This is a genomic window from Luteimonas sp. A649 (genome assembly GCF_054072735.1).
In genome coordinates this window covers 1066252-1086733 of the sequence record NZ_JBSVRQ010000001.1, presented here as the reverse complement: position 1 = coordinate 1086733, position 20482 = coordinate 1066252, and the positions used below count along the sequence as shown (strand labels likewise).

General features: G+C 70.4%; 17 protein-coding genes. 15 read left to right on the top strand and 2 right to left on the bottom strand.

What is annotated here, in order from left to right:
• Nucleotides 1-4 precede the first annotated feature (4 nt).
• The 10 genes from uppS to ACW5E8_RS05065 all read left to right on the top strand — a co-directional run bounded on the left by uppS (nt 5) and on the right by ACW5E8_RS05065 (nt 10805).
• Nucleotides 5-769, top strand: a complete 765-nt coding sequence (gene uppS, locus ACW5E8_RS05110) for a polyprenyl diphosphate synthase (protein WP_456964393.1) — start codon at nt 5-7, stop codon at nt 767-769.
• Complete coding sequence (locus ACW5E8_RS05105) at nt 766-1590, top strand: phosphatidate cytidylyltransferase (protein ID WP_456964392.1); 825 nt, start codon at nt 766-768, stop codon at nt 1588-1590. The genes uppS and ACW5E8_RS05105 overlap by 4 nt, the downstream gene beginning before the upstream one ends.
• A complete protein-coding gene (locus ACW5E8_RS05100; protein WP_456965247.1) occupies nt 1575-2759 on the top strand; it encodes a 1-deoxy-D-xylulose-5-phosphate reductoisomerase in 1185 nt (394 codons plus the stop codon). The genes ACW5E8_RS05105 and ACW5E8_RS05100 overlap by 16 nt, the downstream gene beginning before the upstream one ends.
• Before the next feature lie 10 nt (nt 2760-2769).
• Nucleotides 2770-4125 (top strand): RIP metalloprotease RseP, encoded by a 1356-nt coding sequence (gene rseP, locus ACW5E8_RS05095; protein WP_456964391.1) that lies wholly within the window; start codon nt 2770-2772, stop codon nt 4123-4125.
• A 67-nt stretch (nt 4126-4192) separates the two neighbouring features.
• On the top strand, nt 4193-6667 hold the full coding sequence (gene bamA, locus ACW5E8_RS05090) for an outer membrane protein assembly factor BamA (RefSeq protein ID WP_456964390.1): 2475 nt from the start codon (nt 4193-4195) through the stop codon (nt 6665-6667).
• Between the two features lie 18 nt (nt 6668-6685).
• Complete coding sequence (lpxD, locus tag ACW5E8_RS05085) at nt 6686-7708, top strand: UDP-3-O-(3-hydroxymyristoyl)glucosamine N-acyltransferase (RefSeq protein WP_456964389.1); 1023 nt, start codon at nt 6686-6688, stop codon at nt 7706-7708.
• Nucleotides 7705-8169 carry a 3-hydroxyacyl-ACP dehydratase FabZ gene (fabZ, locus tag ACW5E8_RS05080; RefSeq protein ID WP_456964388.1) on the top strand — a complete coding sequence of 155 codons (465 nt, stop codon included), beginning with the start codon at nt 7705-7707 and terminating at the stop codon, nt 8167-8169. The genes lpxD and fabZ overlap by 4 nt, the downstream gene beginning before the upstream one ends.
• Complete coding sequence (gene lpxA, locus ACW5E8_RS05075) at nt 8162-8956, top strand: acyl-ACP--UDP-N-acetylglucosamine O-acyltransferase (protein ID WP_456964387.1); 795 nt, start codon at nt 8162-8164, stop codon at nt 8954-8956. The genes fabZ and lpxA overlap by 8 nt, the downstream gene beginning before the upstream one ends.
• On the top strand, nt 8953-10149 hold the full coding sequence (gene lpxB, locus ACW5E8_RS05070) for a lipid-A-disaccharide synthase (RefSeq protein ID WP_456964386.1): 1197 nt from the start codon (nt 8953-8955) through the stop codon (nt 10147-10149). Before lpxA ends, lpxB begins: the two co-directional genes overlap by 4 nt.
• A 59-nt stretch (nt 10150-10208) precedes the next feature.
• On the top strand, nt 10209-10805 hold the full coding sequence (locus ACW5E8_RS05065) for a ribonuclease HII (protein WP_456965246.1): 597 nt from the start codon (nt 10209-10211) through the stop codon (nt 10803-10805).
• Between the two features lie 34 nt (nt 10806-10839).
• Here ACW5E8_RS05065 and ACW5E8_RS05060 read toward each other — a convergent pair whose 3' ends face one another.
• Nucleotides 10840-10995 (bottom strand): hypothetical protein, encoded by a 156-nt coding sequence (locus ACW5E8_RS05060; protein ID WP_456964385.1) that lies wholly within the window; start codon nt 10993-10995, stop codon nt 10840-10842.
• 100 nt (nt 10996-11095) lie between these two features.
• Nucleotides 11096-13204: a winged helix-turn-helix domain-containing protein gene (locus ACW5E8_RS05055; protein WP_456964384.1), complete on the bottom strand. Its 2109-nt coding sequence runs from the start codon at nt 13202-13204 to the stop codon at nt 11096-11098.
• A gap of 178 nt (nt 13205-13382) precedes the next feature.
• Here ACW5E8_RS05055 and ACW5E8_RS05050 point away from each other — a divergent pair, with 178 nt between their 5' ends.
• From ACW5E8_RS05050 to tilS, 5 genes are all read left to right on the top strand, one after another.
• Complete coding sequence (locus ACW5E8_RS05050) at nt 13383-14015, top strand: hypothetical protein (protein WP_456964383.1); 633 nt, start codon at nt 13383-13385, stop codon at nt 14013-14015.
• Between the two features lie 86 nt (nt 14016-14101).
• Nucleotides 14102-17665 carry a DNA polymerase III subunit alpha gene (dnaE, locus tag ACW5E8_RS05045; RefSeq protein WP_456964382.1) on the top strand — a complete coding sequence of 1188 codons (3564 nt, stop codon included), beginning with the start codon at nt 14102-14104 and terminating at the stop codon, nt 17663-17665.
• 73 nt (nt 17666-17738) lie between these two features.
• Nucleotides 17739-18698 (top strand): acetyl-CoA carboxylase carboxyltransferase subunit alpha, encoded by a 960-nt coding sequence (locus tag ACW5E8_RS05040; protein ID WP_456964381.1) that lies wholly within the window; start codon nt 17739-17741, stop codon nt 18696-18698.
• Between the two features lie 81 nt (nt 18699-18779).
• A complete protein-coding gene (locus ACW5E8_RS05035; RefSeq protein ID WP_456964380.1) occupies nt 18780-19067 on the top strand; it encodes a hypothetical protein in 288 nt (95 codons plus the stop codon).
• Between the two features lie 56 nt (nt 19068-19123).
• On the top strand, nt 19124-20479 hold the full coding sequence (tilS, locus tag ACW5E8_RS05030) for a tRNA lysidine(34) synthetase TilS (RefSeq protein WP_456964379.1): 1356 nt from the start codon (nt 19124-19126) through the stop codon (nt 20477-20479).
• Nucleotides 20480-20482 lie beyond the last annotated feature (3 nt).

Below are 20482 nucleotides of genomic sequence, written 5' to 3'. Positions count from 1 at the left end.
CGGCATGAACGCCCCGTCCGCCACTTCGAGCATCCCCCGCCACGTCGCCATCATCATGGATGGCAATGGACGCTGGGCCGCGCGTCGCCGCAGGCCGCGCGTGATCGGCCATCGCGCCGGCGCGCGCGCGGTGAACCTGTGCATCGACTTCTGCCTCGAGCGCGGCATCGGCGCGCTGACCCTGTTCGCGTTCTCCAGCGAGAACTGGGGCCGCCCCGCCGACGAGGTGGGCGCGCTGATGAAGCTGTTCCTGAACGCCCTCGACCGCGAGGTCGGTGAACTCCACCGCCGCGGCGTGCGCGTGCGTTTCATCGGTGACCGCAGCCGCTTCGACGCCGCGATCACCGCGCGCATGGATGCCGCCGAACGCCTCACCGCCGCCAATGCCCGCCTGGCGCTGTCGATCGCGGCCAGCTATGGCGGCCGCCAGGACATCGCCGCCGCGGCGCGCGCGCTTGCGGTTGAAGTCGCCGAGGGCCGCCTGGATCCCGCGGACATCGACGAAGCCGCGATCGCGCGCCGTGTCGCACTGGGCGACCTGCCCCCGCCCGACCTGTTCATCCGTACCGGGGGCGACCTCCGGATCAGCAACTTCCTGCTCTGGCAGCTCGCCTACACCGAGCTCTGGTTCACCGAACGCCTCTGGCCGGACCTGGACGCGGCCACCCTTCAGCAGGCGCTGGACGACTTTGCCGCCCGTGAACGCCGCTTCGGCCTCACCGGTGAGCAGGTCGCCCCGGCGTCCTCCACGGATACCATGGCGCCATGACTCGCATCCGCATCCTTGCCGCCCTTTGCATGGCCCCCGCGGCCATCGCCGCCGTCCTGCTGCTGCCCACGCCCTGGCTGATGCTGGTCGTCGCGATTCTGTTCCTCGGCGCGCTGTGGGAGTGGTTCGCGCTGGCCGAGGTCGAGGATTCGCTGGCGCGCAGCGCGCTGCTGGTGCTCAACCTGATGCTGATGGTGGCCCTGGTCTGGGGCACCGGCGGCACGGCGGCCACCCTGGTGCTGTTCAAGCTCGCGGTGGTGCTGGGCGTGGTCTGGTGGCTGCTGGCCATGCTGTGGCTGGTGCATTACGACTTCGCGTCGGACCATGACACCAACGCGCGCGTGTTCAAGCTGGCGGCCGGCACCTTCGCCGTGGTCCCGGCCTGGTGCGCGCTGGCGCTGCTCCACAACGATGGTCCCGGCTGGCTGCTGCTGGCGCTGCTGATCGTCTGGGCGACCGATACCGGCGCCTACTTCGCCGGCCGCGCCTTCGGCAAGCGCAAGCTCGCGCCGCGGATCAGCCCCAACAAGACCGTCGCCGGCCTTGTCGGTGGCGCCGTGCTGGGCGTGCTGGTGGCCCTCGTCGGCGCCTGGATCCTCGGCGCCACGGCCTCGCAGCTGCCGCTGGTGGCCCTGGTCGCCCTGCTCGCGGTGCTGTTCTCCGTGGTCGGCGACCTGTTCGAAAGCCTGCTCAAGCGCCACGTCGGCGTGAAGGATTCCGGCAACCTCATCCCCGGCCACGGCGGCATCATGGACCGCGCCGACAGCGTGCTCGCCGCCCTGCCCGTGTTCGCCCTGGGCAAGATCTGGCTGGGCTTCTGATGCGCCGCGTCGCCGTCCTCGGCGCCACGGGGTCGATCGGCACCTCGGCGCTCGACGTCATCGCCCGTCATCCCGCCGAGATGCGCGCCGCCGTGCTCGCTGCCGGCAGCAACGTCCACGCACTGCTGGATGCCTGCCGGCGCCACCGCCCCGACGATGCCGCGATCGCCGACGAAGCCGCATGGCCTGCGCTCCGCGACGGGCTGCGCGACGCCGGCCTTCCGACGCGCGCGCATGCCGGCTCCGACGCCGTCACGGCACTCGCAGGCGACGCCGGCACCGACACCGTGGTCGCGGCCATCGTCGGCGCCGCGGGCCTGGATTCGACGCTGGCCGCCGCACGCGCGGGCAAGCACCTGCTGCTCGCCAACAAGGAATCCCTGGTGCTGGCCGGCGAGCTGGTGATGGCCGCCGCGCGCGACCACGGTGCCCGGATCATCCCCATCGACAGCGAGCACAACGCGATTTTCCAGTGCCTGCCCGCCGATGGTTCCTGCAGCGACGTGCGCCGGCTGGTGCTCACCGCCTCGGGCGGCCCCTTCCGCGGGCGCAGCCGCGAATCCCTGGCCTCGGTGACTCCCGCCCAGGCGGTTGCGCACCCGAAGTGGTCGATGGGCCCGAAGATTTCGGTCGATTCCGCCACCCTGATGAACAAGGGCCTGGAGGTGATCGAGGCGCACCACCTGTTCGGCCTGCCCTCGAACCGCATCGACGTGCTGGTGCATCCGCAGAGCCTGGTGCATTCGCTGGTCGAGTTCATCGACGGTTCCACGCTGGCGCAGCTTGGCCTGCCCGACATGCGCACGGCGCTGGCCGTTGGCCTGGGCTGGCCGCGACGCATCGAATCCGGCGTCGGCGGCCTGGACCTGCTTGCCCAGGGACGGCTGGATTTCGAGTCCCCCGACACCGAAGCCTTCCCCTGCCTGGCGCTGGCCTTCGGCGCGCTGGATGCCGGCGGCACGGCGCCGGCGGTGCTCAACGCTGCCAACGAAGAAGCGGTTTCAGCCTTCCTTCAGGGCCGGATCGGCTTCCTGTCCATTCCCGCGCTGGTCGAAGATGCGCTGGCCGCCCTGCCGGCGCGCCCCGCCACGTCCCTCGGGACGCTGCTGGAAGCGGACGCGCTCGCCCGCGACGCCACCCGCCGCGCCCTCGCCCGCCACGTCCACTGAGCAGCATGCAATGACTACGTTCCTCGGTTCGGTGTGGTGGATGATCGTCAGCCTGGGCGTGCTGGTGACCTTCCACGAGTTCGGCCATTACTGGGTGGCGCGCCGCAACGGCGTCAAAGTGCTGCGCTTCTCCATTGGCTTCGGCAGGCCGCTGTGGACGCGCATCGGCCGCGACGGGACTGAATACGTCATCGCCGCGCTTCCGCTGGGCGGCTATGTGCGCATGCTCGACGAGCGCGAGGGCGACGTGCCCGAGGCTGAACGCGACGCGGCCTTCAACCGCAAGTCGGTGTGGCAGCGCATCGCCATCGTGGCCGCCGGGCCCATCGCCAACCTGCTGCTGTGCCTGGCCCTGCTGTGGGCGATGTTCGTCATCGGCCGCCCCGACTACCAGCCGGTGCTGGGCCAGGTGCAGGGCATCGCGGCGGAGTCCGGCCTTGCCCGTGGTGACACCGTGCTTGCGATTGGCGACCGCTCCACGCCGACCTGGAGCGAGGCCGCGATGGCACTGACCACTGCCGCCCTGGACCGCAACGACGTGGAAGTGCGCCTGCGCACCGCCCAGGGTGACGACGCCTCGCGGACGCTGCGGCTGTCCGCGCTGCCGGCCAACGTCGACCAGCGCCGCCTGATCGCCGCCATCGGCATGGTGCCCAAGGCCTTCCTGCTACCGCCCGAGGTCGGTGTCGTGCGCGAAGACAGCGCCGCCTGGGGAATCCTGGCCGAGGGTGACCGCATCACCGCCGTGGACGGCGCCCAGGTGCATGCCTTCGCCGATATCGGGCCGCTGGTGCAGGAACTCGGCGCCCAGGGCGGCGTCGGCATGATCGAGGTGGAGCGCGACGGCGAGCGCCTGGCCCTGGAGATCACGCCGCGGATGACCGAAGACGCGGGCCGCGAGCCGTTCTGGGCCCTGGGCATCGAACCCGACACGTCCCGGGCCGCGGAGCACGACGCCACGCTGCGCCATGGCCCGCTGGCGGCGATTCCCGCCGCCGGCGCCGAAACCTGGCGCCTGGCCCGCGATACCGTGGGCATGGTTGGCCGCATGCTCAGCGGCCGCGCGTCGATGGAGCATGTTTCCGGACCGATCACCATCGCCCGCTACGCCAATGCCTCGGCCGGCATGGGCCCCGCCTGGTTCCTCAGCTTCCTCGCCCTGCTGTCCTTGAGCCTGGCGATCATCAACCTGCTGCCGATCCCGATCTTGGACGGCGGTCACCTGTTGTATTACCTTATCGAGTTGATCAAGGGCAGCCCCTTGAGCGAGCGGGCAATGGTCGCCGGGCAATATGTCGGCCTGGCCATGCTTGCGGGCCTGATGGGCCTGGCGTTCTACAACGACATCCTGCAACTGGTGCGCTGATGCCTGCATGCACGACCGCCGAGCCCATCGCCCCAACCCCACGCAACGCCAGACCCGGACGCCATTGATGACGCGATTCCCCAACCGCCGCCTGCTCGCCATCGCCCTTGCCTCGACGCTTGCCGCGCCGGCCTGGGCCCAGCAGCCGGTCGACCCCCAGGCCGCCTTCGGCTTCCCGGCCCCGCCTGCCGATGCACCTGCACCTGCACCGGCGCCGACGCCAACAGCCAGCGCCTTCACCGTCTCCGACATCCGCGTGGACGGCCTGCAGCGCATCGGCGCCGGCACGGTGTTCACCTACCTGCCGATCGAGCGCGGTGACACCGTCGACGGCGGTCGCGTGGCCGACGCCATCCGCGCCCTGTACGACACCGGCTTCTTCGAGGACGTCCGCGTCGGCCGCCAGGGCGACATCCTCGTGGTCCAGGTGACCGAGCGCCCGGCGATCAACAAGCTCACGCTGACCGGCAACAAGGACATCAAGACCGACGACCTGCTCAAGGGCCTGTCCGACATCGGGCTGGCCGAAGGCGAGACCTTCGACCGCCTGGCGCTGGACCGCGTCACCCAGGAACTCACCCGGCAGTACAACAACCGCGGCAAGTACAACGTCACCATCGCGCCCACGGTGTCGCCGCTCGACCGCAACCGCGTGGACGTCACCATCAAGGTCGACGAGGGCAAGGCGGCGCGCATCCGCCATATCAACCTGGTCGGCAACGACGACTTCGACGACGAGACCCTGACCGATTCGTGGGAGTCCGGCGAGAGCAACTGGCTCAGCTGGTACCGCCGCGACGACCAGTACTCGCGCGAGAAGCTCGAGGGCGACCGCGAGAAGCTGCGCAACTTCTACCTCGACCGCGGCTACATCGATTTCACCGAAGACAACATCCAGGTGGCGATCAGCCCCGACAAGCGCGACATGTTCATCACCGCCGGCCTCGTCGAGGGCGTGGTGTACACGGTGTCCAGCGTCGATGTCACCGGCGACACGGTGCTGCCCAAGGAGGACATCGAGCGCCTGGTGTTCATCAAGCCCGGGATGACCTTCTCGCGCGCGCTGCTTGAATTCAGCTCCGACCAGATCGTGGCCACGCTCAGCAACATCGGCTTCGCCTTCGCGCAGGTCAACGTGATCCCGGAGGTCGACCGCGAAAACCGCACGGTGGCGATCAAGCTGCAGGTCGAGCCGGGCCCGCGCGTGACCGTGCGCCGCGTGGTGTTCAAGGGCAATGCGCGCACCGCCGACGAAGTCCTGCGCCGCGAGATGCGCCAGTTCGAAGGCGCCTGGTATTCGCAGGCCGCCATCGACCGCTCGAAGGTGCGCCTGCAGCGCCTGGGTTTCTTCGAGTCCGGCAGCGTCAACGTCGAAAGCAAGCCCGTGCCCGGCAGCAACGACATGGTCGACGTCGAGTTCAGCGTCACCGAAACCACCTCGGGCAGCTTCATGTTCGGCGTGGGCTACTCGCAGCTCACCGGCATGACGACCTCGGTGCAGCTGTCGCAGAACAACTTCCTGGGCAGCGGCAACCGGGTCTCGGTCGAGGCCCAGCGCAACGTCTACCTGCAGCGCTACTCGTTCTCGTACATGAATCCGTACTTCAGCGACAATGGCCTGTCGCTGGGCTACAACATCTGGTGGCGCGAGTTCGACAACTCCGAATTCAATACTGCCCAGTACTCCTCGACCAGCCGTGCCGCGCAGGTGATGCTCGGCATCCCGATCACCGAGCACGACACCGTCTCGGCGATGGTCGGCGTCGACAGCAACCAGATCTTCGCCTGGCGCGGCGCCTCGCCGCAGTCGATTGTCGATTACATCGACGTCATCGGCCAGCGCACCTTCCACGCCTGGCGCGCCGAGGTGGGCTGGGCGCGCGATACCCGCAACGACTTCCTGCAGCCGACCCGCGGCACCCTGCAGCGGGTGACGGCGGAAGTCTCCCTGCCCGGCTCGACCGCCGAGTACTACAAGCTCAACTACGAGTTCTCCAAGTACTGGCCGATCTCCCGTGCCCTGGTGCTCAACACCCGGCTCGAGCTCGGCTATGGCGACAGCTACGGCGACGCGCGCTACGGCACCGTCTACGACCCCGACTCGCCCGAAGACACGGACGACCTGCCGGAGGCCCGCGAGGCGGTTGCCGACGGCCTGCCGTTCTTCGAGAACTTCTACGCCGGCGGTGCGCGCTCGGTGCGCGGTTTCCGTGACAACACCCTGGGCCCGCGCGAGGCGGCCTGGAACAGTCCCTTCCTGCAGGTCATCGGCGGCGCGGTGAAGACCGTGGGTTCGCTGGAGATGTTCTTCCCCACCCTGTTCGACTCACCGGCCGCGCGCATTTCGGCTTTCGTCGACTTCGGCAACGTGTTCAAGGACCTCGACGCGTTCGATGCCGGTGAACTCCGCGCCTCGGCCGGCGTGGCGCTGATGTGGCGGGCACCGGTGGGTCCGATCTCGATCAGCTACGCGATGCCGCTGCGCGAGCAGGAAGGCGACGAGCTCGAGCGCCTGCAGTTCACCTTCGGCGGCGCGTTCTAGCCGCCGCGGGGACGGGCGATGGAGTCCAGCACGCAGACAGCGGCGGCCTTGGCCGAACGCTTCGGCCTTGCGTTGCGCGGCGATGGCGGCGTCGTGATCGACGCCGTCGCCACGCTCGCCGGCGCCGGCCCGAGGCAGCTTTCGTTCCTGTCCAACCCGCGCTATCGCAGCCAGCTGGCCGGTTCCGGGGCAGGCATCGTCGTGGTGCACGAGGACGACGCCGAAGGGCTCGACCGCACCCTGCTGGTGGCGCGCGACCCCTACGTCGCATTCGCGAGGATCGCCGCGCTGTTCGATCCCCCGCCGGTGGCCAGCCCCGGCGTGCATCCCTCGGCCGTGATCGACGCCAGCGCCACGATCGACCCCGCGGCCGAAGTCGGACCCCTCGCGGTGATCGGCGCGCGCTCGCGCGTCGCGGCCGGCGCCATCGTCGGCGCCGGCTGCGTCATCGGCGATGACTGCGTGGTCGGTGTCGGCAGCCGCCTGGTCGCGCGCGTCACCCTCGTGCGCCGCGTGCGCCTGGGCGAGCGGGTGCTCATCCACCCGGGCGCGGTGCTCGGCGCCGACGGCTTCGGCCTGGCGATGGATGCCGGACGCTGGATCAAGGTCCCGCAGCAGGGCGGCGTGTCGATCGGCGACGACTGCGAGATCGGCGCCAACACCACCATCGACCGTGGCGCCATCGAGGACACCGTGCTCGAGGAGGACGTCCGCCTGGACAACCAGATCCAGGTCGGCCACAACGTCCGCATCGGCGCGCATACGGCGATGGCCGGCTGCGTCGCCGTCGCCGGCAGCGCCGTGATCGGCCGCTATTGTCTGGTCGGCGGCGCCGCGGGCATCGTCGGCCACATCACCATCTGCGACCGCGTCATCATCCAGGCGATGTCGCTGGTCACCAGTTCGATCGATGTTCCCGGGGAGTACTCTTCTGGCACGCCGTTGATGGACGCCCGGAGCTGGCGCAGGAGCGCGGCCCGGTTCAGGCAACTCGATGCGCTCGCCCGCCAGGTGCAGGCGCTCGACAAGGAGAAGAAATGACCGCCGGCAAGCTGACGTTCCCCATCGGCGTGGATGGAATCCGCAGGATGCTGCCGCACCGCTATCCGTTCCTCCTGCTCGACCGCGTGGTCGAGTACGACGGCCACGGCAAGCGCGTGCTCGCCTACAAGAACGTGACCGCGAACGAAGCCTATTTCCAGGGCCACTTCCCGGACCTCCCGGTGATGCCCGGCGTGCTCGTGATCGAGGCCATGGCCCAGGCCGGCGGCGTGCTCACCCAGCTGCTGCGCGGCGGTGCCAGTCCCGATGGCCGCCTGTCCTACCTGGTGAAGGTCGACAACGCGCGCTTCGCGAACATGGTGGTGCCCGGCGACCGTCTCGACATCGAGGTCACGATCAAGCGCGAGATCCGCAACATGACGCTGTACTGCGGCATCGCCAGCGTGGATGGCGCGAAGGTCGCCAGCGCCGACATCCTCTGCGCCGAGGTCGATGCCTGACGTGGCTGCCGCGGCGATCCACGCCACCGCGGCCGTCGACCCGACCGCGAGCATCGGCGAAGGCGCCTGCATCGGTGCCTTCACGGTCATCGGTCCCGGGGTCGAGATCGGCGCGGGCACGCGCATCGGCCCGCACTGCAGCGTCCTGGGCCCGACCCGCATCGGCCGCGACAACCACGTCCACGGCCACGCCGCGATCGGCGGCGAGCCGCAGGACAAGAAGTTCCGCGGCGAGACGGTGCACCTGGAGATCGGCGACCGCAACGTCATCCGCGAGTTCACCACCGTCAACCGCGGCACCGGCGACGGCGGCGGCGTGACCCGCATCGGCAACGACAACTGGCTGCTGGCCTACACCCACGTGGCCCACGACTGCGTCATCGGCGACCACTGCATCTTCTCCAACAACGCGACCCTTGCCGGGCATGTCGTCGTGGGCGACCACGTGATCCTGAGCGGCTTCGCCGGGATCCACCAGTTCTGCCGCATCGGCGACCACGCCTTCATCGGCATGGGCGCGTTCGTGAACGGCGACGTGCCGCCCTTCCTGATGGTGGCGCAGGACGGCTACGGCCGGCCCCGTGGCATCAACGCCGAAGGCCTGAAGCGCCGCGGCTTCGACGCCGACCGGATCGCGGCGATCCGGCGCGCCTACCGCACGGTGTACATGTCCGGCGGCACGCTGGATGACGCGCGCACGAAGCTGGTGGACCTGGCTTCGGACAGCGAAGACGTGCGGCGGATGCTCGATTTCATCGAGGGCGGCGACCGGCCGCTGCTGCGGTGACGGCCGCCGGGCCGCGCTTCGCGCTGGTCGCCGGTGAAGCCTCCGGCGACCTGCTGGGCGGCGACCTCGTCGAGCGCCTGCGGGAACGCTATCCCGACGCGGAGTTCGCGGGTGTCGGCGGCGACACGATGCGCGCGGCCGGCATGGAGACCTGGCACGACGCCAGCGAACTGGCGGTCATGGGCCTGTCCGAAGTGCTGTCCCACCTGCCGCGCCTGCTGCGCCTGCGTCGCGGCCTGCGCCGCCGCATCCTCGAATGGAAGCCCGATGTCTTCATCGGCATCGACGCGCCCGACTTCAACCTCGGCCTCGAGCGCCAGCTCAAGGCGCGCGGCACCTGCACCGTGCATTACGTCAGCCCGTCGGTCTGGGCCTGGCGACAGGGACGCGCGGCGAAGATCGGACGCAGCGCCGACCGCGTGCTCTGCCTGTTCCCGATGGAGCCGCCGATCTACGCCCGCCATGGCGTCGACGCGCGCTTCGTCGGCCACCCCATGGCCGATGCCATGCCGCTCAACCCCGACCGACGCGGCGCCCGCGCAGCGCTCGACGTCGACCAGGATGAGCCGGTGCTGGCGGTACTCCCCGGTTCCCGCCTGGGCGAGATCGAGCGCCTGGGGCCGGCGTTCCTGCAGGCCGCGTCCCTGGTCGCCGAGCGCATCCCCGGGCTCCAGATCCTGGTCCCCGCGGCCAATGCCGCCTGCCGCGACGCGCTGGCGGCGATGCTGCCGGCGGCCGGCGCGGTGGCGCCTGCAATCCGGCTGCTCGACGGTTCGGCGCGGGCGGCGATGGTGGCGTCGGACGTGGTGCTGCTGGCTTCGGGCACGGCCACGCTGGAAGCGATGCTGGCCAAGCGCCCGATGGTGGTCGGCTACCGGATTTCCCCGACCACCCACGCCATCGTCAAGGGCCTGGGCATGCTCAAGGTCGAGCGCTACGCCCTGCCCAACGTGCTCGCGGGTGAGACCATCGCGCCGGAGCTGATGCAGGACGACTGCACGCCGATCAATCTCTCCCAGGCGGTCCTGGCGTGGTTCGCCGACCCCGCTGCGGTGAAGGCGCTGGAGCCGCGGTACCGCGACCTGCACATCCTGCTGCGCCGCGACGCCTCGCGCGAGGCGGCGACCGCGATCTCCGAGCTGCTCGATCCCCGGCACGCAGCGGCAGCCACCGTCACCGGAGCCAGGCCATGAGGCAGCGGCCTCCACCGCCCCGGGTCCGCGTCCGCGCGGCGCCTGCCGACGCGTCCGTGATGCCGTCGGGCCTGGTGGCCGGCGTCGACGAAGCCGGGCGCGGGCCGCTGGCCGGCCCCGTGGTCGCGGCGGCCGTGGTTTTCGACCCCACCCGGCCGCGCATCAACGGCCTGGACGACTCCAAGGCGCTCACCCCAGCGCGCCGCGCCGAACTCTACGAACGCATCGTCGACCGGGCGCTGGCCTGGCACGTAGCCGTGATCAGCGTGGACGAGATCGACCGCATCAACATCTACCACGCGACGATGCTCGGCATGCGCCAGGCGATCCAGGCCGTCGCCCATGTCGCCGGGATCGCGCGCATCGACGGCAACGCCATCCCCGCCGACCTGCCCTGCGCGGCCGAGGCCTGGATCGGTGGCGACGCGCGCGACCGCAGCATCATGGCCGCCTCGATCCTCGCCAAGGTCACGCGCGACCGGGCGATGATCCTGATGCACGACGAATACCCGCGCTACGGGTTCGACGGGCACAAGGGCTACAGCACGCCCGGGCACCTGTCCGCGCTGCGCACGCACGGGCCCTGCCCGCAGCACCGCAGGAGCTTTGCCCCGGTGCGCGGCGCCGCGATGGCGGACCTGTTCGGACCGGCCTGAGTCCGCGACGCGGCACCGCGCCCGCCCACTGGCGCTAGATCTTCTCCGGTCCTCCGGGCTTCGTCTTGTGCTGCGGCTGCGCCTGCGCCGGCCGTACCGGTTGCGTCTTCTGCGCGCCGCCTGGCGGTGTGGGCTGCTTCACCGGTGCGTCTCCACCCGTGCCGAAACCGCCCTGCTTGGTCATCATCATCATCGTTCTCCGTCTGCGGTCCCTGACGACTCCGTCGCGATTCCGCCTACCCCGTCGCGGGGCGCTCCGTCGCACATCCCTGCGCGGCGACACCTGTCCGTCACAGCACCACGCTGGCGCGGATGCGGGGCTCGCCCATGCCGGCTGCACGCGCGCGTGCCAGTTCTCGTTGTGAAGCCTCACGCTCGCCGAGCACGGCGAGCGTTTCGGCGTTGCAGAGCGCGATCTCGGCGGGATCTCCACGCACGGCCGCCCTGGAGCGGCGCACCAGGTCCAGCGCCTTCGACCGGTGGCCCAGGTTGGCGCTGTACCAGCCCAGCGCGGCCAGCGCGTAGCCGTCGCCGTCCTCCAGCCGCAGATAGTCGCTGACCCTTCGAGCCGCCTCGCCGTAGGCTTCGCGCACGCGCTCGGGCGCCGCGCCGCTGGCAAGAAGACCGTCGCCCAAGTTGCCCCAGTTGATGTAGTCGTCCGGGTCGAGCTCGAGCGCGCGGCCGTACAGCGCCGCCGCGGCTGCGTGCTGGCCCGCCTGCGCCCGGAGGTTGCCGAGGTTGGCCAGTACGTCGGCGGTGGGTTCGATGGCCAGTGAACGCTCGAAGGCGCGCTCAGCCTCGCCGATGTCGCCGACGAGCAGCTGCAGGAAGCCGTAGGTGTTCCAGGTCCCGGCGTTCCGCGGCTCCAGTTCCAGCGCCCTGCGGTAGTGCGTGATCGCCTCGTCCACGCGGCCGCCGCGATAGGCCTGGAAGCCGACTTCAGCTCGCACCAGCGCATCCAGGGGCGCCTGTTCCAGCGCGATGCGGAACTGCTCGCGGGCGCGATCGACTTCGCCGCGCGCGGCCTCGACCTTGCCGATGCCGATCGCGGCGAGGGCGGCGGTCCCCGGATGGCGCGCCGCGCGTTCGAACTGGGCCTGCGCCTGCTCCAGCGCGCCGTCGACGCGATACAGGTTACCCAGCGCCAGGGCCGCTTCCGGGGGCGAGGGTTCAAGCTCGGCCGCGCGCCTGCAGGCCAGCCGCGCGCGGGCGTGCGCCTCGGCGTCGTTCCAGTATTCGAAGCGGCGCGTCTCGGTGGTGCACAGCGCCGCCTGCGCCAACCCGAAGTCGGCGTCCTCGGCGAGCGCAGCCCGGAAGGCCTCCGCGGCCTCCCAGTTGCGCTTGCGGTCAGGCGACGAACGCACCAGGTGCCGCCCGCGCAGGTAGGCGTCGAAAGCAGCGACATTCCGGGTCGGTGCCAGACGCTGGCGCAGCGTCTCCCGCGCGTCGGGCATGGCACCGAGCATCGATTCCACCACTTCGCCGGCAATCGCGCCCTGGGTGGCGAAGAGCTCGGCCATTGCGTGTTCGTAGCGCTCGCTCCACAGCACGTAGCCTGTGCGGGTGTCGCTGAGTCGGGCGTGGATGCGCACGCGGTCGCCTTCACGCCGGATGCTGGCGTCGAGGATCGCGTCGACGCCGAGCTCGCGCCCGATCTCGCGCACATCCGCGTCGCGACGCGGATCGTCGGCTGCCATCAGCGCCGCGACCTTGAGGCCCGGGACCGATGCGAGCGCATCGTGCATCTCGACCGCCAGCCCCTCGGCGAACCACTCGTCGTCACCGGGCCTGCCCAGGGTCGTGAAGGGGCGCAGGGCGATCGCCACCTGCGGGGCCGCCAATGTCCCGCGCGGCGCCCACTGCCACCACGCGGCGAAGGCGAGTGCGGCGAAGGCGAGCACGCCGAGGACCAGCACGATGGCGGCCGGTCGCAGCCCGGCGCGTGCCGGCAAGCCAATGGCCGCTGCGGCGGGTTCGCCACGGAGATCCCCGGACTCTGCGACGGAACCGGGTTGCAGTGAAATTTCCGCCGTCGGCAGGCTGGAAATTTCCGCCTCCGCCGCGTCCTCCACGATCGAAACCTCGGGGATGCACATGAAGCGATAGCCGACCGCGTGCAGGGTCTGGATGTAGCGTGGATGCTCGGCCTCGTCGCCCAGCGCCTTGCGCAGCTGTGCCACCACCCGGTTCAGCACGCCGGGCGTGACGTGGCGGTGCCCCCAGACCTGGTCGAGCAGATGGTCGCGCTCGATCGCGTGGCCGGGATGCGCGAGCAGCGCCAGCAGCACCCCATAGGCCTTCGGCTCAAGGGCAAGCGGCTCCCCGTTGCGCGCAACGCGGTGCGCGGCGGTGTCGACCTCGACGTCACCGAAGCGATAGATGCGCGCTTGATCCGGCATTCGAGCCCCTTCGACGGGTCCGCCCAGCAGCGAGCTACGGGTTGAACGCATGAATCAGGAAAAACCGGCTTCCATCGCGAATCCATCACCCGTTCCGCCGCTTTCCCTCAAGCATCGCGGCCACGGCGGCGTGATCCTGCAGTCGCGCCAGTCCGGCGCCCCCGATCCGGAGACAGCCATGTACGCCATCCTCGACACATTGCCCCTGCCAGCGGTTGCGCAAGCCGGCGGACGTCGTCATCGCATTGCCGGCCGCGAGCCCGAGGCGCGAAGCCTCGACCGCTTCCAGTCGGTCGCCCGTGCGCTGTCCGCACGCGGCGAGGTCCCGGCGCTGGACGGCATCGCCTGCGCCGCACGCAGCCTCTCGCAGCGCTACGCGGGCCATGCCTGGGCGCCATGCATCCGCCAGCGCCGGCGCTGCCTGCAGGCGCTGCGCATGCTGGTGCGCGAGCCCGGCTGGCACCTGGCGCCCGAACAGCTGCAGCGCATCGCACTGCTGGCCGACTACGCCCAGGGCGAGGAACGCCTGGTGCCCGACGCCGTGCCCCTGCTGGGCGGGCTCGACACCGCGGTGCTGTTCGACATCGCATGGCCGTCACTGGCCGCCGACGCCGAGGCCTACTTCGACTTCCGCCGCCTGCGCACGGAGGAAGCCATCCTGCGCGGCGAGCGCCGGGACCATTTCGCGTTCGGTCGCGAAGACTGGCTGGAAGCGCGCAGCGCGGAGATCGCGCTGTACGCACACATCGCCAGGCGCGGCGCGGAAAGCTACGTTCCCGCCGCAGAAGCCGCGCTGTTCCGCGTCCACTGAACGCCGCCCCGCGCGGGCCGGGCTGTCAAGCCTTGTCCGCACGGGGGCTGGGACCTAACCTGCGTGGCTGCACCCGCGGTCCCGCAATGTCCCGACGCTTCGTCCACCTGACCCTCCACAGCGAGTACTCGCTCGCCGATTCGACGATCCGCATCCCGGACCTCGTCAATCGCTGCGTGGCCCTGGGCCAGCCTTCGGTAGCGGTGACCGACCGCAACAACCTGTTTTCGCTGGTGAAGTTCTTCCGCGCAGCCGAAGGCGCCGGCATCAAGCCGATCGCCGGCGCGGATATCAGCGTGGCCGAAGGCGACGAGCCGCCCGCCACGCTCACCCTGCTCTGCCGCGACCATGCCGGCTACCTGTCGCTGTCACGGCTGCTGACGCGCGCCTGGATGGAAGGCCAGCGGCACGACGGCGTGGTGGTGCGTCCGCAGTGGCTGCGTGAAGTGCACGGCGGGTTGTTCGCCCTGGCCGGGCGCCAGTCGCCGGCCGGCCGGCTGGTCACCGCCGGCCGCCACGACCTGGCCGAGGCCTGGGTGAAGGACTGGCGCGGCGTGTTCGATGACGGCCTGCACCTGGCCCTGGCCCGCTGCGGCTTCAGCGACGAGGCGGCATTCAACGACTTCGCGCTGCAGGCGTCCTCGCTGCACTCGATCCCCGTAGTCGCCGGCAACGAAGTGCGCTTCATCGACCGCGAAGGCTTCGAGGCGCATGAGGCGCGGGTCTGCATCGCCTCGGGCCGCGTGCTCGACGATCCACGCCGCCCGCGCGACTACACCGCCGAGCAGTACCTGAAATCCGGCCAGGAGATGGCGGAGCTGTTCGCCGACGTGCCCGACGCGCTCGACAATGCGGTCGCGCTCGCGCAGCGCTGCAATCTCGAGATGCGCCTGGGCACCTACCACCTGCCGGCGTTCCCGGTGCCGTCCGACCACACCCTGGATTCGTGGATCCGCAGCGAGGCCCGCGACGGGCTCGCGCACCGGCTCGAACAGGCGCCGATGGCCGATGGCCACGACCGCGCCAGCTACGCGGCGCGCCTGGACACCGAACTCGACGTCATCATCCGGATGGGCTTCCCCGGCTACTTCCTGATCGTGGCCGACTTCATCAACTGGGCGAAGGAGCACGGCATCCCGGTCGGCCCGGGCCGCGGCTCCGGCGCCGGTTCGCTGGTGGCCTGGGCGCTGGGCATCACCGACCTCGATCCCCTGCCCTACGACCTGCTGTTCGAACGCTTCCTCAATCCCGAACGCGTGTCGATGCCCGACTTCGACATCGACTTCTGCATGGACCGCCGCGACGAGGTGATCGACTACGTCGCCGCCAAGTACGGCCGCGACCGCGTCAGCCAGATCATCACCTACGGCACCATGGCCGCGAAGGCCGTGCTGCGCGACGCCGGTCGCGCGCTGGGCTATCCCTTCGGCCTTGTCGACGGCATCGCCAAGCTGGTGCCGATGACGCTGGGCGTGTCGCTCGAGGACGCGCTGGGCCGCACCGAGAAGGCGCGCAAGGACGACGCCTGGCGTTCGGACGAGCTGATCGCGCGCTACCACGACGAAGACGACGTCCGCGACCTGATCGACCTCGCGCTGCAGCTCGAGGACCTGACCCGCAACGCCGGCAAGCACGCCGGCGGCGTGGTGATCGCGCCGACGCCGCTGTCCGACTTCTGCCCGCTGTTCGCCGAGCACGACGGCGACGGCGCCGGCCGCAACCCGGTCACCCAGTTCGACAAGGACGACGTCGAAGCGGTCGGCCTGGTGAAGTTCGACTTCCTGGGCCTGCGCACGCTGACGATCATCGACTGGGCGGTGAAGGCGATCAACAAGCGCCTGGCCGGGGAAGGCGGGACGCAGCCGGTGGACATCACCAAGCTGCCGCTGGACGACGCCGTCACCTACGAACTCTTCGCCCGCGGCAGCACCGTCGCGGTCTTCCAGTTCGAATCGCGCGGCATGCGCGAGCTGCTCAAGCGCGCGAAACCCGACCGCTTCGACGACCTGATCGCACTCGTGTCGCTGTACCGGCCGGGGCCGATGGACCTGATCCCGGACTTCATCGAGCGCAAGCACGGCCGCGCCGAGGTCCAGTACCCCCACAAGCTCCTGGAGCCGGTGCTGGCCCCCACCTACGGAGTGGTGGTGTACCAGGAACAGGTCATGCAGACCGCGCAGATCCTGGGCGGCTACTCGCTGGGCGGCGCCGACCTGCTGCGCCGCGCGATGGGCAAGAAAAAGGTCGAGGAGATGGCGCTCGAGCGCGCCAAGTTCGAGGCCGGCGCGCTCGCGACGCACGGCATCGAGCCGAAGGTCGCCGGGCCGATCTTCGACCTGCTGGAAAAATTCGCCGGCTACGGCTTCAACAAATCGCACGCGGCCGCCTATGCGCTGGTGTCCTACCAGACCGCCTGGCTGAAGGCGCACTACCCGGCCGAGTTCATGGCCGCGGTGCTGTCGAGCGACATGGACAGCACCGACAAGGTGGTCGGCTTCCTCGCCGAGGCGCGCGAGCTCGGACTCGAGATGCTGCTGCCGGACGTGAACCATTCGGGCTACATGTTCGAGGCCATCGACGCGCGCACGCTGCGCTACGGCCTGGGCGCGGTGAAGGGCGTGGGCCATGGCGCCTGCGACGCGATCGCGGACGAGCGCGGGCGCAACGGTCCCTACGTCGACCTGCTCGACTTCTGTCGCCGCAACGAGGCCGCGCGCCTGAACCGGCGCACCCTCGAGGCCCTGGTCAACGCCGGCGCGCTCGATGCCCTCGGCCTGAACCGCGCCTCGCTGATGCTGCAGCTGCCGGAAGTGCTGAAGGCGACCGATCAGCTGGCGCGCGAGCGCGAGGCCGGACAGACATCGCTGTTCGGCGGCTTCGCGGAGCCGGCGGCCGCCGCGGCGCAGATCACCCTGCCCGAGGTTCCGGAATGGCCGCTGGCGCAGAAGCTCGCCGGCGAACGCGACACCCTGGGCCACTACCTGAGCGGCCATCCGCTCGACCCCTACCGCAATGAGCTCAAGGCCCTCGTCGGCTCCGACCTCGGCCAGCTCGATGCCCTGTGGGAGTCCGGGAGTTCGGCGCGCAAGGGCGGGAACGGCAGCGGCGAAGGCGGTCGCGGCGGCTGGCGCCAGGAAGTCACGGCGATCGTCGCCGGCCAGGTAGGCGCCGTGCGCAAGCGCGGCGAGAGCCAGGCCTTCGTCGTGCTCGAGGACGGCCGCGGCCGCATCGAATGCGCCTTTTTCTCCGAAGCCTGGCTGGAGCACGCGCCACTGCTCGCCGGCAACCGCATCGTGATCGTCGAAGGCGGGCTGCGCGAGGACGAGTTCAGCGGCGGCTTTTCGCTGCGCGCGCGCCGCGCCTGGGATTTCCACGAGGTCTGCAGCCAATCGGCGCGACGCCTGTCGCTGCGCCTGGACCTGGCGCAGGCTGCGGTCCTCGACCGCGTCCAGGCACTGCTCTCCACGAATCGCCCCGGCGCCACGCCGCTGCGCCTGGACCTGCTGCTGCCCTCGGGCGCGGCCGGCAGCCTCGACCTCGACGGCAGCCATTCGGTCCGCGTCGACCCCGACCTCCTCGGCCAGCTGCGCGTCGAACCCGGCGTCCGCACCGTGCACGTCGCCATGGGTGCGCGCCCGTGGGCAAGCTGAGCCCACACCGGGACGTACGGTCCCCCGTGACCGTCTCCGCTAGACTGGCCGCTTTCCCGACCGTAGTCCGTCGATGAATCCCAACTACCTCGATTTCGAACAGCCCATCGCCGACCTTGAGGCGAAGATCCAGGACCTGCGCCAGGCCAGCTCCGGGCCCGGCGTCAACATCGACGCCGAGCTGCGCACCCTGCAGAACAAGCTGCGCCTGCGCACCGCGCAGATCTTCCGCGACCTCAGCCCGTGGCAGGTGTCCCAGCTCGCCCGCCACCCGGCGCGCCCGTACACCAACGATTACATCCGGATCATCTGCGACGAGTTCCAGGAACTCGCCGGCGACCGCGCGTATGCCGACGATGCCGCCATCGTGGGCGGCATCGGCCGCATCAACGGCCGCAGCGTGATGATCATCGGCCACCAGAAGGGCCGCGACACCAAGACCAAGGTGCGTCGCAACTTCGGCATGCCGCGCCCCGAGGGCTACCGCAAGGCACTGCGCCTGATGAAGATGGCCGAGCGCTTCAAGCTGCCGCTGCTGACCTTCATCGACACCCCCGGTGCCTATCCCGGCATCGGCGCCGAGGAACGCGGCCAGTCCGAAGCCATCGCACGCAACCTGATGGAAATGGCCGAGCTGAAGACGCCGATCGTGTGCACGGTGATCGGCGAAGGCGGCTCCGGCGGCGCGCTGGCCGTTGGCGTCGGCGATCGCACGGTGATGCTCGAATACAGCACGTACTCGGTGATCTCGCCCGAAGGCTGCGCCTCGATCCTGTGGAAGGACGCCGGCAAGGCCAAGGATGCCGCCGAGCAGCTCGGGCTCACCGCCAAGCGCCTGCTCGGCCTGGGCCTGGTCGACAAGCTGGTGCGCGAACCCATCGGCGGCGCGCACCGCAATCCGAAGCAGATGGCGCTGCGGCTGAAGGCGGTACTGGTCAACGAGATCGACGCCCTCGTGGACCTGCCCGTCGACACGCTGCTGGAAAAACGCTACCGGCGCCTGCGCGGTTACGGCGCGTACGAAGCCGCCTGAGGCGCCCGCGGCGCAGCGCGCGCCGGCGTATCGAATAGACTCTCCCTGCCGGCAATCCGCCGGCATGGGGAGCACTACTGCATGATCATCAAGCGTATCGATATCCTTTCCGCCGCGAAGATCGCCGGCATCATCACCGCGGCCTTCGGCCTCCTTGCGGGCCTCATCATCTTCCTGTTCGGCGGGCTGATCGGCAGCATTGCCGGCACCGGCAACGGTGGTGGATTCGCCATGTTCGGGGGCTTCATGGCGGTCATCCTGCTGCCGATCATGTACGGCATCTTCGGCTTCATCGGCGGCGCGATCCAGGCGTTCATCTACAACCTGGCAGCTGGCTTCATCGGCGGCATCCGCATCGAAACGGAGTAAGCATCCGGCGGCGCGCGGCGGCCTGCAACGCCGCGCGCCGCACCTTGCGCAACGCCATGGACCCGTACCTGCCCGACGGTCTCTTCACCCTTCCGGATGACGCCGGCACCGCGGTCACGGTTGCGCTGAGCGGCGGGCTCGACTCCACCGTGCTGCTGCACCGGCTCGCGGCGCTGCCTCCGGTCCGCGCGCGCGGACTGCGCGCCATCCACGTGCATCACGGCCTGCATCCCGGCGCAGGCGACTGGGCCGCCCACTGCGCTGCCGTCTGCGCACGCCTCGAGGTTCCGCTGGTGGTGCGCGAAGTCACGGTCGCCCGCGACAGTGGCCTTGGCCTCGAAGCCGCGGCACGGACGGCACGCCACGCCGCGTTCGCCACGGTGCTCGGCGAAGGCGACGTGCTGGCCCTCGCCCACCACCAGGACGACCAGGCCGAAACCTTCCTCCTGCGCGCACTGCGCGCCTCGGGACCCGAAGGCCTCGCGGCGATGCGGCCCTGGCGACGCTTCGCAGCGGGCTGGATGTGGCGGCCGCTGCTCGGCCAGCCGCGCGCACGCATCCATGCCTGGGCCCAAGCCGAAGGCCTGTCATGGATCGAGGATCCTGCGAACACCGATCCCGCGCACGACCGTACCCTGCTCCGCGAGCGCGTCCTGCCGCTGCTGCGCGAACGCTGGCCGACGGCGGATGCCGCGTTCGCGCGCAGCGCCGCGCTGTGCGCCGAGGCCTCCGAGCTGCTCGCCACGCGTGACGCCGAGCTGCTCGACGCACTATTCCCCCGCAGCGGTGCCAGCGATGATCGAAACGGCCGTGGTGACGGTGCTTCGCCGGACCTGTGCACGCAGCCGCTTCCGATGCAGCCGCTGCGCGCGCTGTCTTCAGCCGAACGCGCACGCGCGCTCCGCGCCTGGACCGCAAGCCTGTGCTTGCCACCCCTGCCTGCGCCCGCATTTCCCGCCATCGACCAGCTGCTCGATGCGCGCGGCGATGGCGATGCCGCGTATCGCTGGGCCGGCGCACTGATCCGCGCATGGCGCGGCCATCTCCACGCCGTGCGACCGGCACCGCCGCTCCCTGCGGACTGGATGGTCGAGTGGGACGGCCACCAGCCCCTGATGCTGCCGGGTGGCGGCAGCCTGTCGCTGGAAGGCGTGGACGCCTTCGACCAGCCGATGCACGCGCATTCCCGCCGCGGCGGTGAACGCCTGCATCTGCGCGGACGCGAGCACTCGCACGCGCTCAAGCACCTGCTCCAGGACGCAGGCCTTCCGCCCTGGCTGCGCGCGCGCATGCCACTGCTGTCCGACGCCCACGGCCAGCTCCTGGCGGCCGGCGACCGCCTGCTCGCGGCCCCGCTCGACGACTGGCTCGACGCCCGGGATGCACGCCTGCACTGGCGGGACTTGGCGTAAACT

Coding starts and splice junctions, on each gene's coding strand:
- ACW5E8_RS05105 (WP_456964392.1), top strand. CDS start 766: ATGACTCGCATCCGCATCCTTGCCGCCCTTTGCATGGCCCCCGCGGCC.
- ACW5E8_RS05035 (WP_456964380.1), top strand. CDS start 18,780: ATGATCATCAAGCGTATCGATATCCTTTCCGCCGCGAAGATCGCCGGC.
- lpxD (WP_456964389.1), top strand. CDS start 6,686: ATGGAGTCCAGCACGCAGACAGCGGCGGCCTTGGCCGAACGCTTCGGC.
- bamA (WP_456964390.1), top strand. CDS start 4,193: ATGACGCGATTCCCCAACCGCCGCCTGCTCGCCATCGCCCTTGCCTCG.
- ACW5E8_RS05040 (WP_456964381.1), top strand. CDS start 17,739: ATGAATCCCAACTACCTCGATTTCGAACAGCCCATCGCCGACCTTGAG.
- rseP (WP_456964391.1), top strand. CDS start 2,770: ATGACTACGTTCCTCGGTTCGGTGTGGTGGATGATCGTCAGCCTGGGC.
- lpxA (WP_456964387.1), top strand. CDS start 8,162: ATGCCTGACGTGGCTGCCGCGGCGATCCACGCCACCGCGGCCGTCGAC.
- ACW5E8_RS05060 (WP_456964385.1), bottom strand. CDS start 10,995: ATGATGATGACCAAGCAGGGCGGTTTCGGCACGGGTGGAGACGCACCG.
- fabZ (WP_456964388.1), top strand. CDS start 7,705: ATGACCGCCGGCAAGCTGACGTTCCCCATCGGCGTGGATGGAATCCGC.
- ACW5E8_RS05065 (WP_456965246.1), top strand. CDS start 10,209: ATGCCGTCGGGCCTGGTGGCCGGCGTCGACGAAGCCGGGCGCGGGCCG.
- dnaE (WP_456964382.1), top strand. CDS start 14,102: ATGTCCCGACGCTTCGTCCACCTGACCCTCCACAGCGAGTACTCGCTC.
- tilS (WP_456964379.1), top strand. CDS start 19,124: ATGGACCCGTACCTGCCCGACGGTCTCTTCACCCTTCCGGATGACGCC.
- uppS (WP_456964393.1), top strand. CDS start 5: ATGAACGCCCCGTCCGCCACTTCGAGCATCCCCCGCCACGTCGCCATC.
- ACW5E8_RS05055 (WP_456964384.1), bottom strand. CDS start 13,204: ATGCCGGATCAAGCGCGCATCTATCGCTTCGGTGACGTCGAGGTCGAC.
- ACW5E8_RS05050 (WP_456964383.1), top strand. CDS start 13,383: ATGTACGCCATCCTCGACACATTGCCCCTGCCAGCGGTTGCGCAAGCC.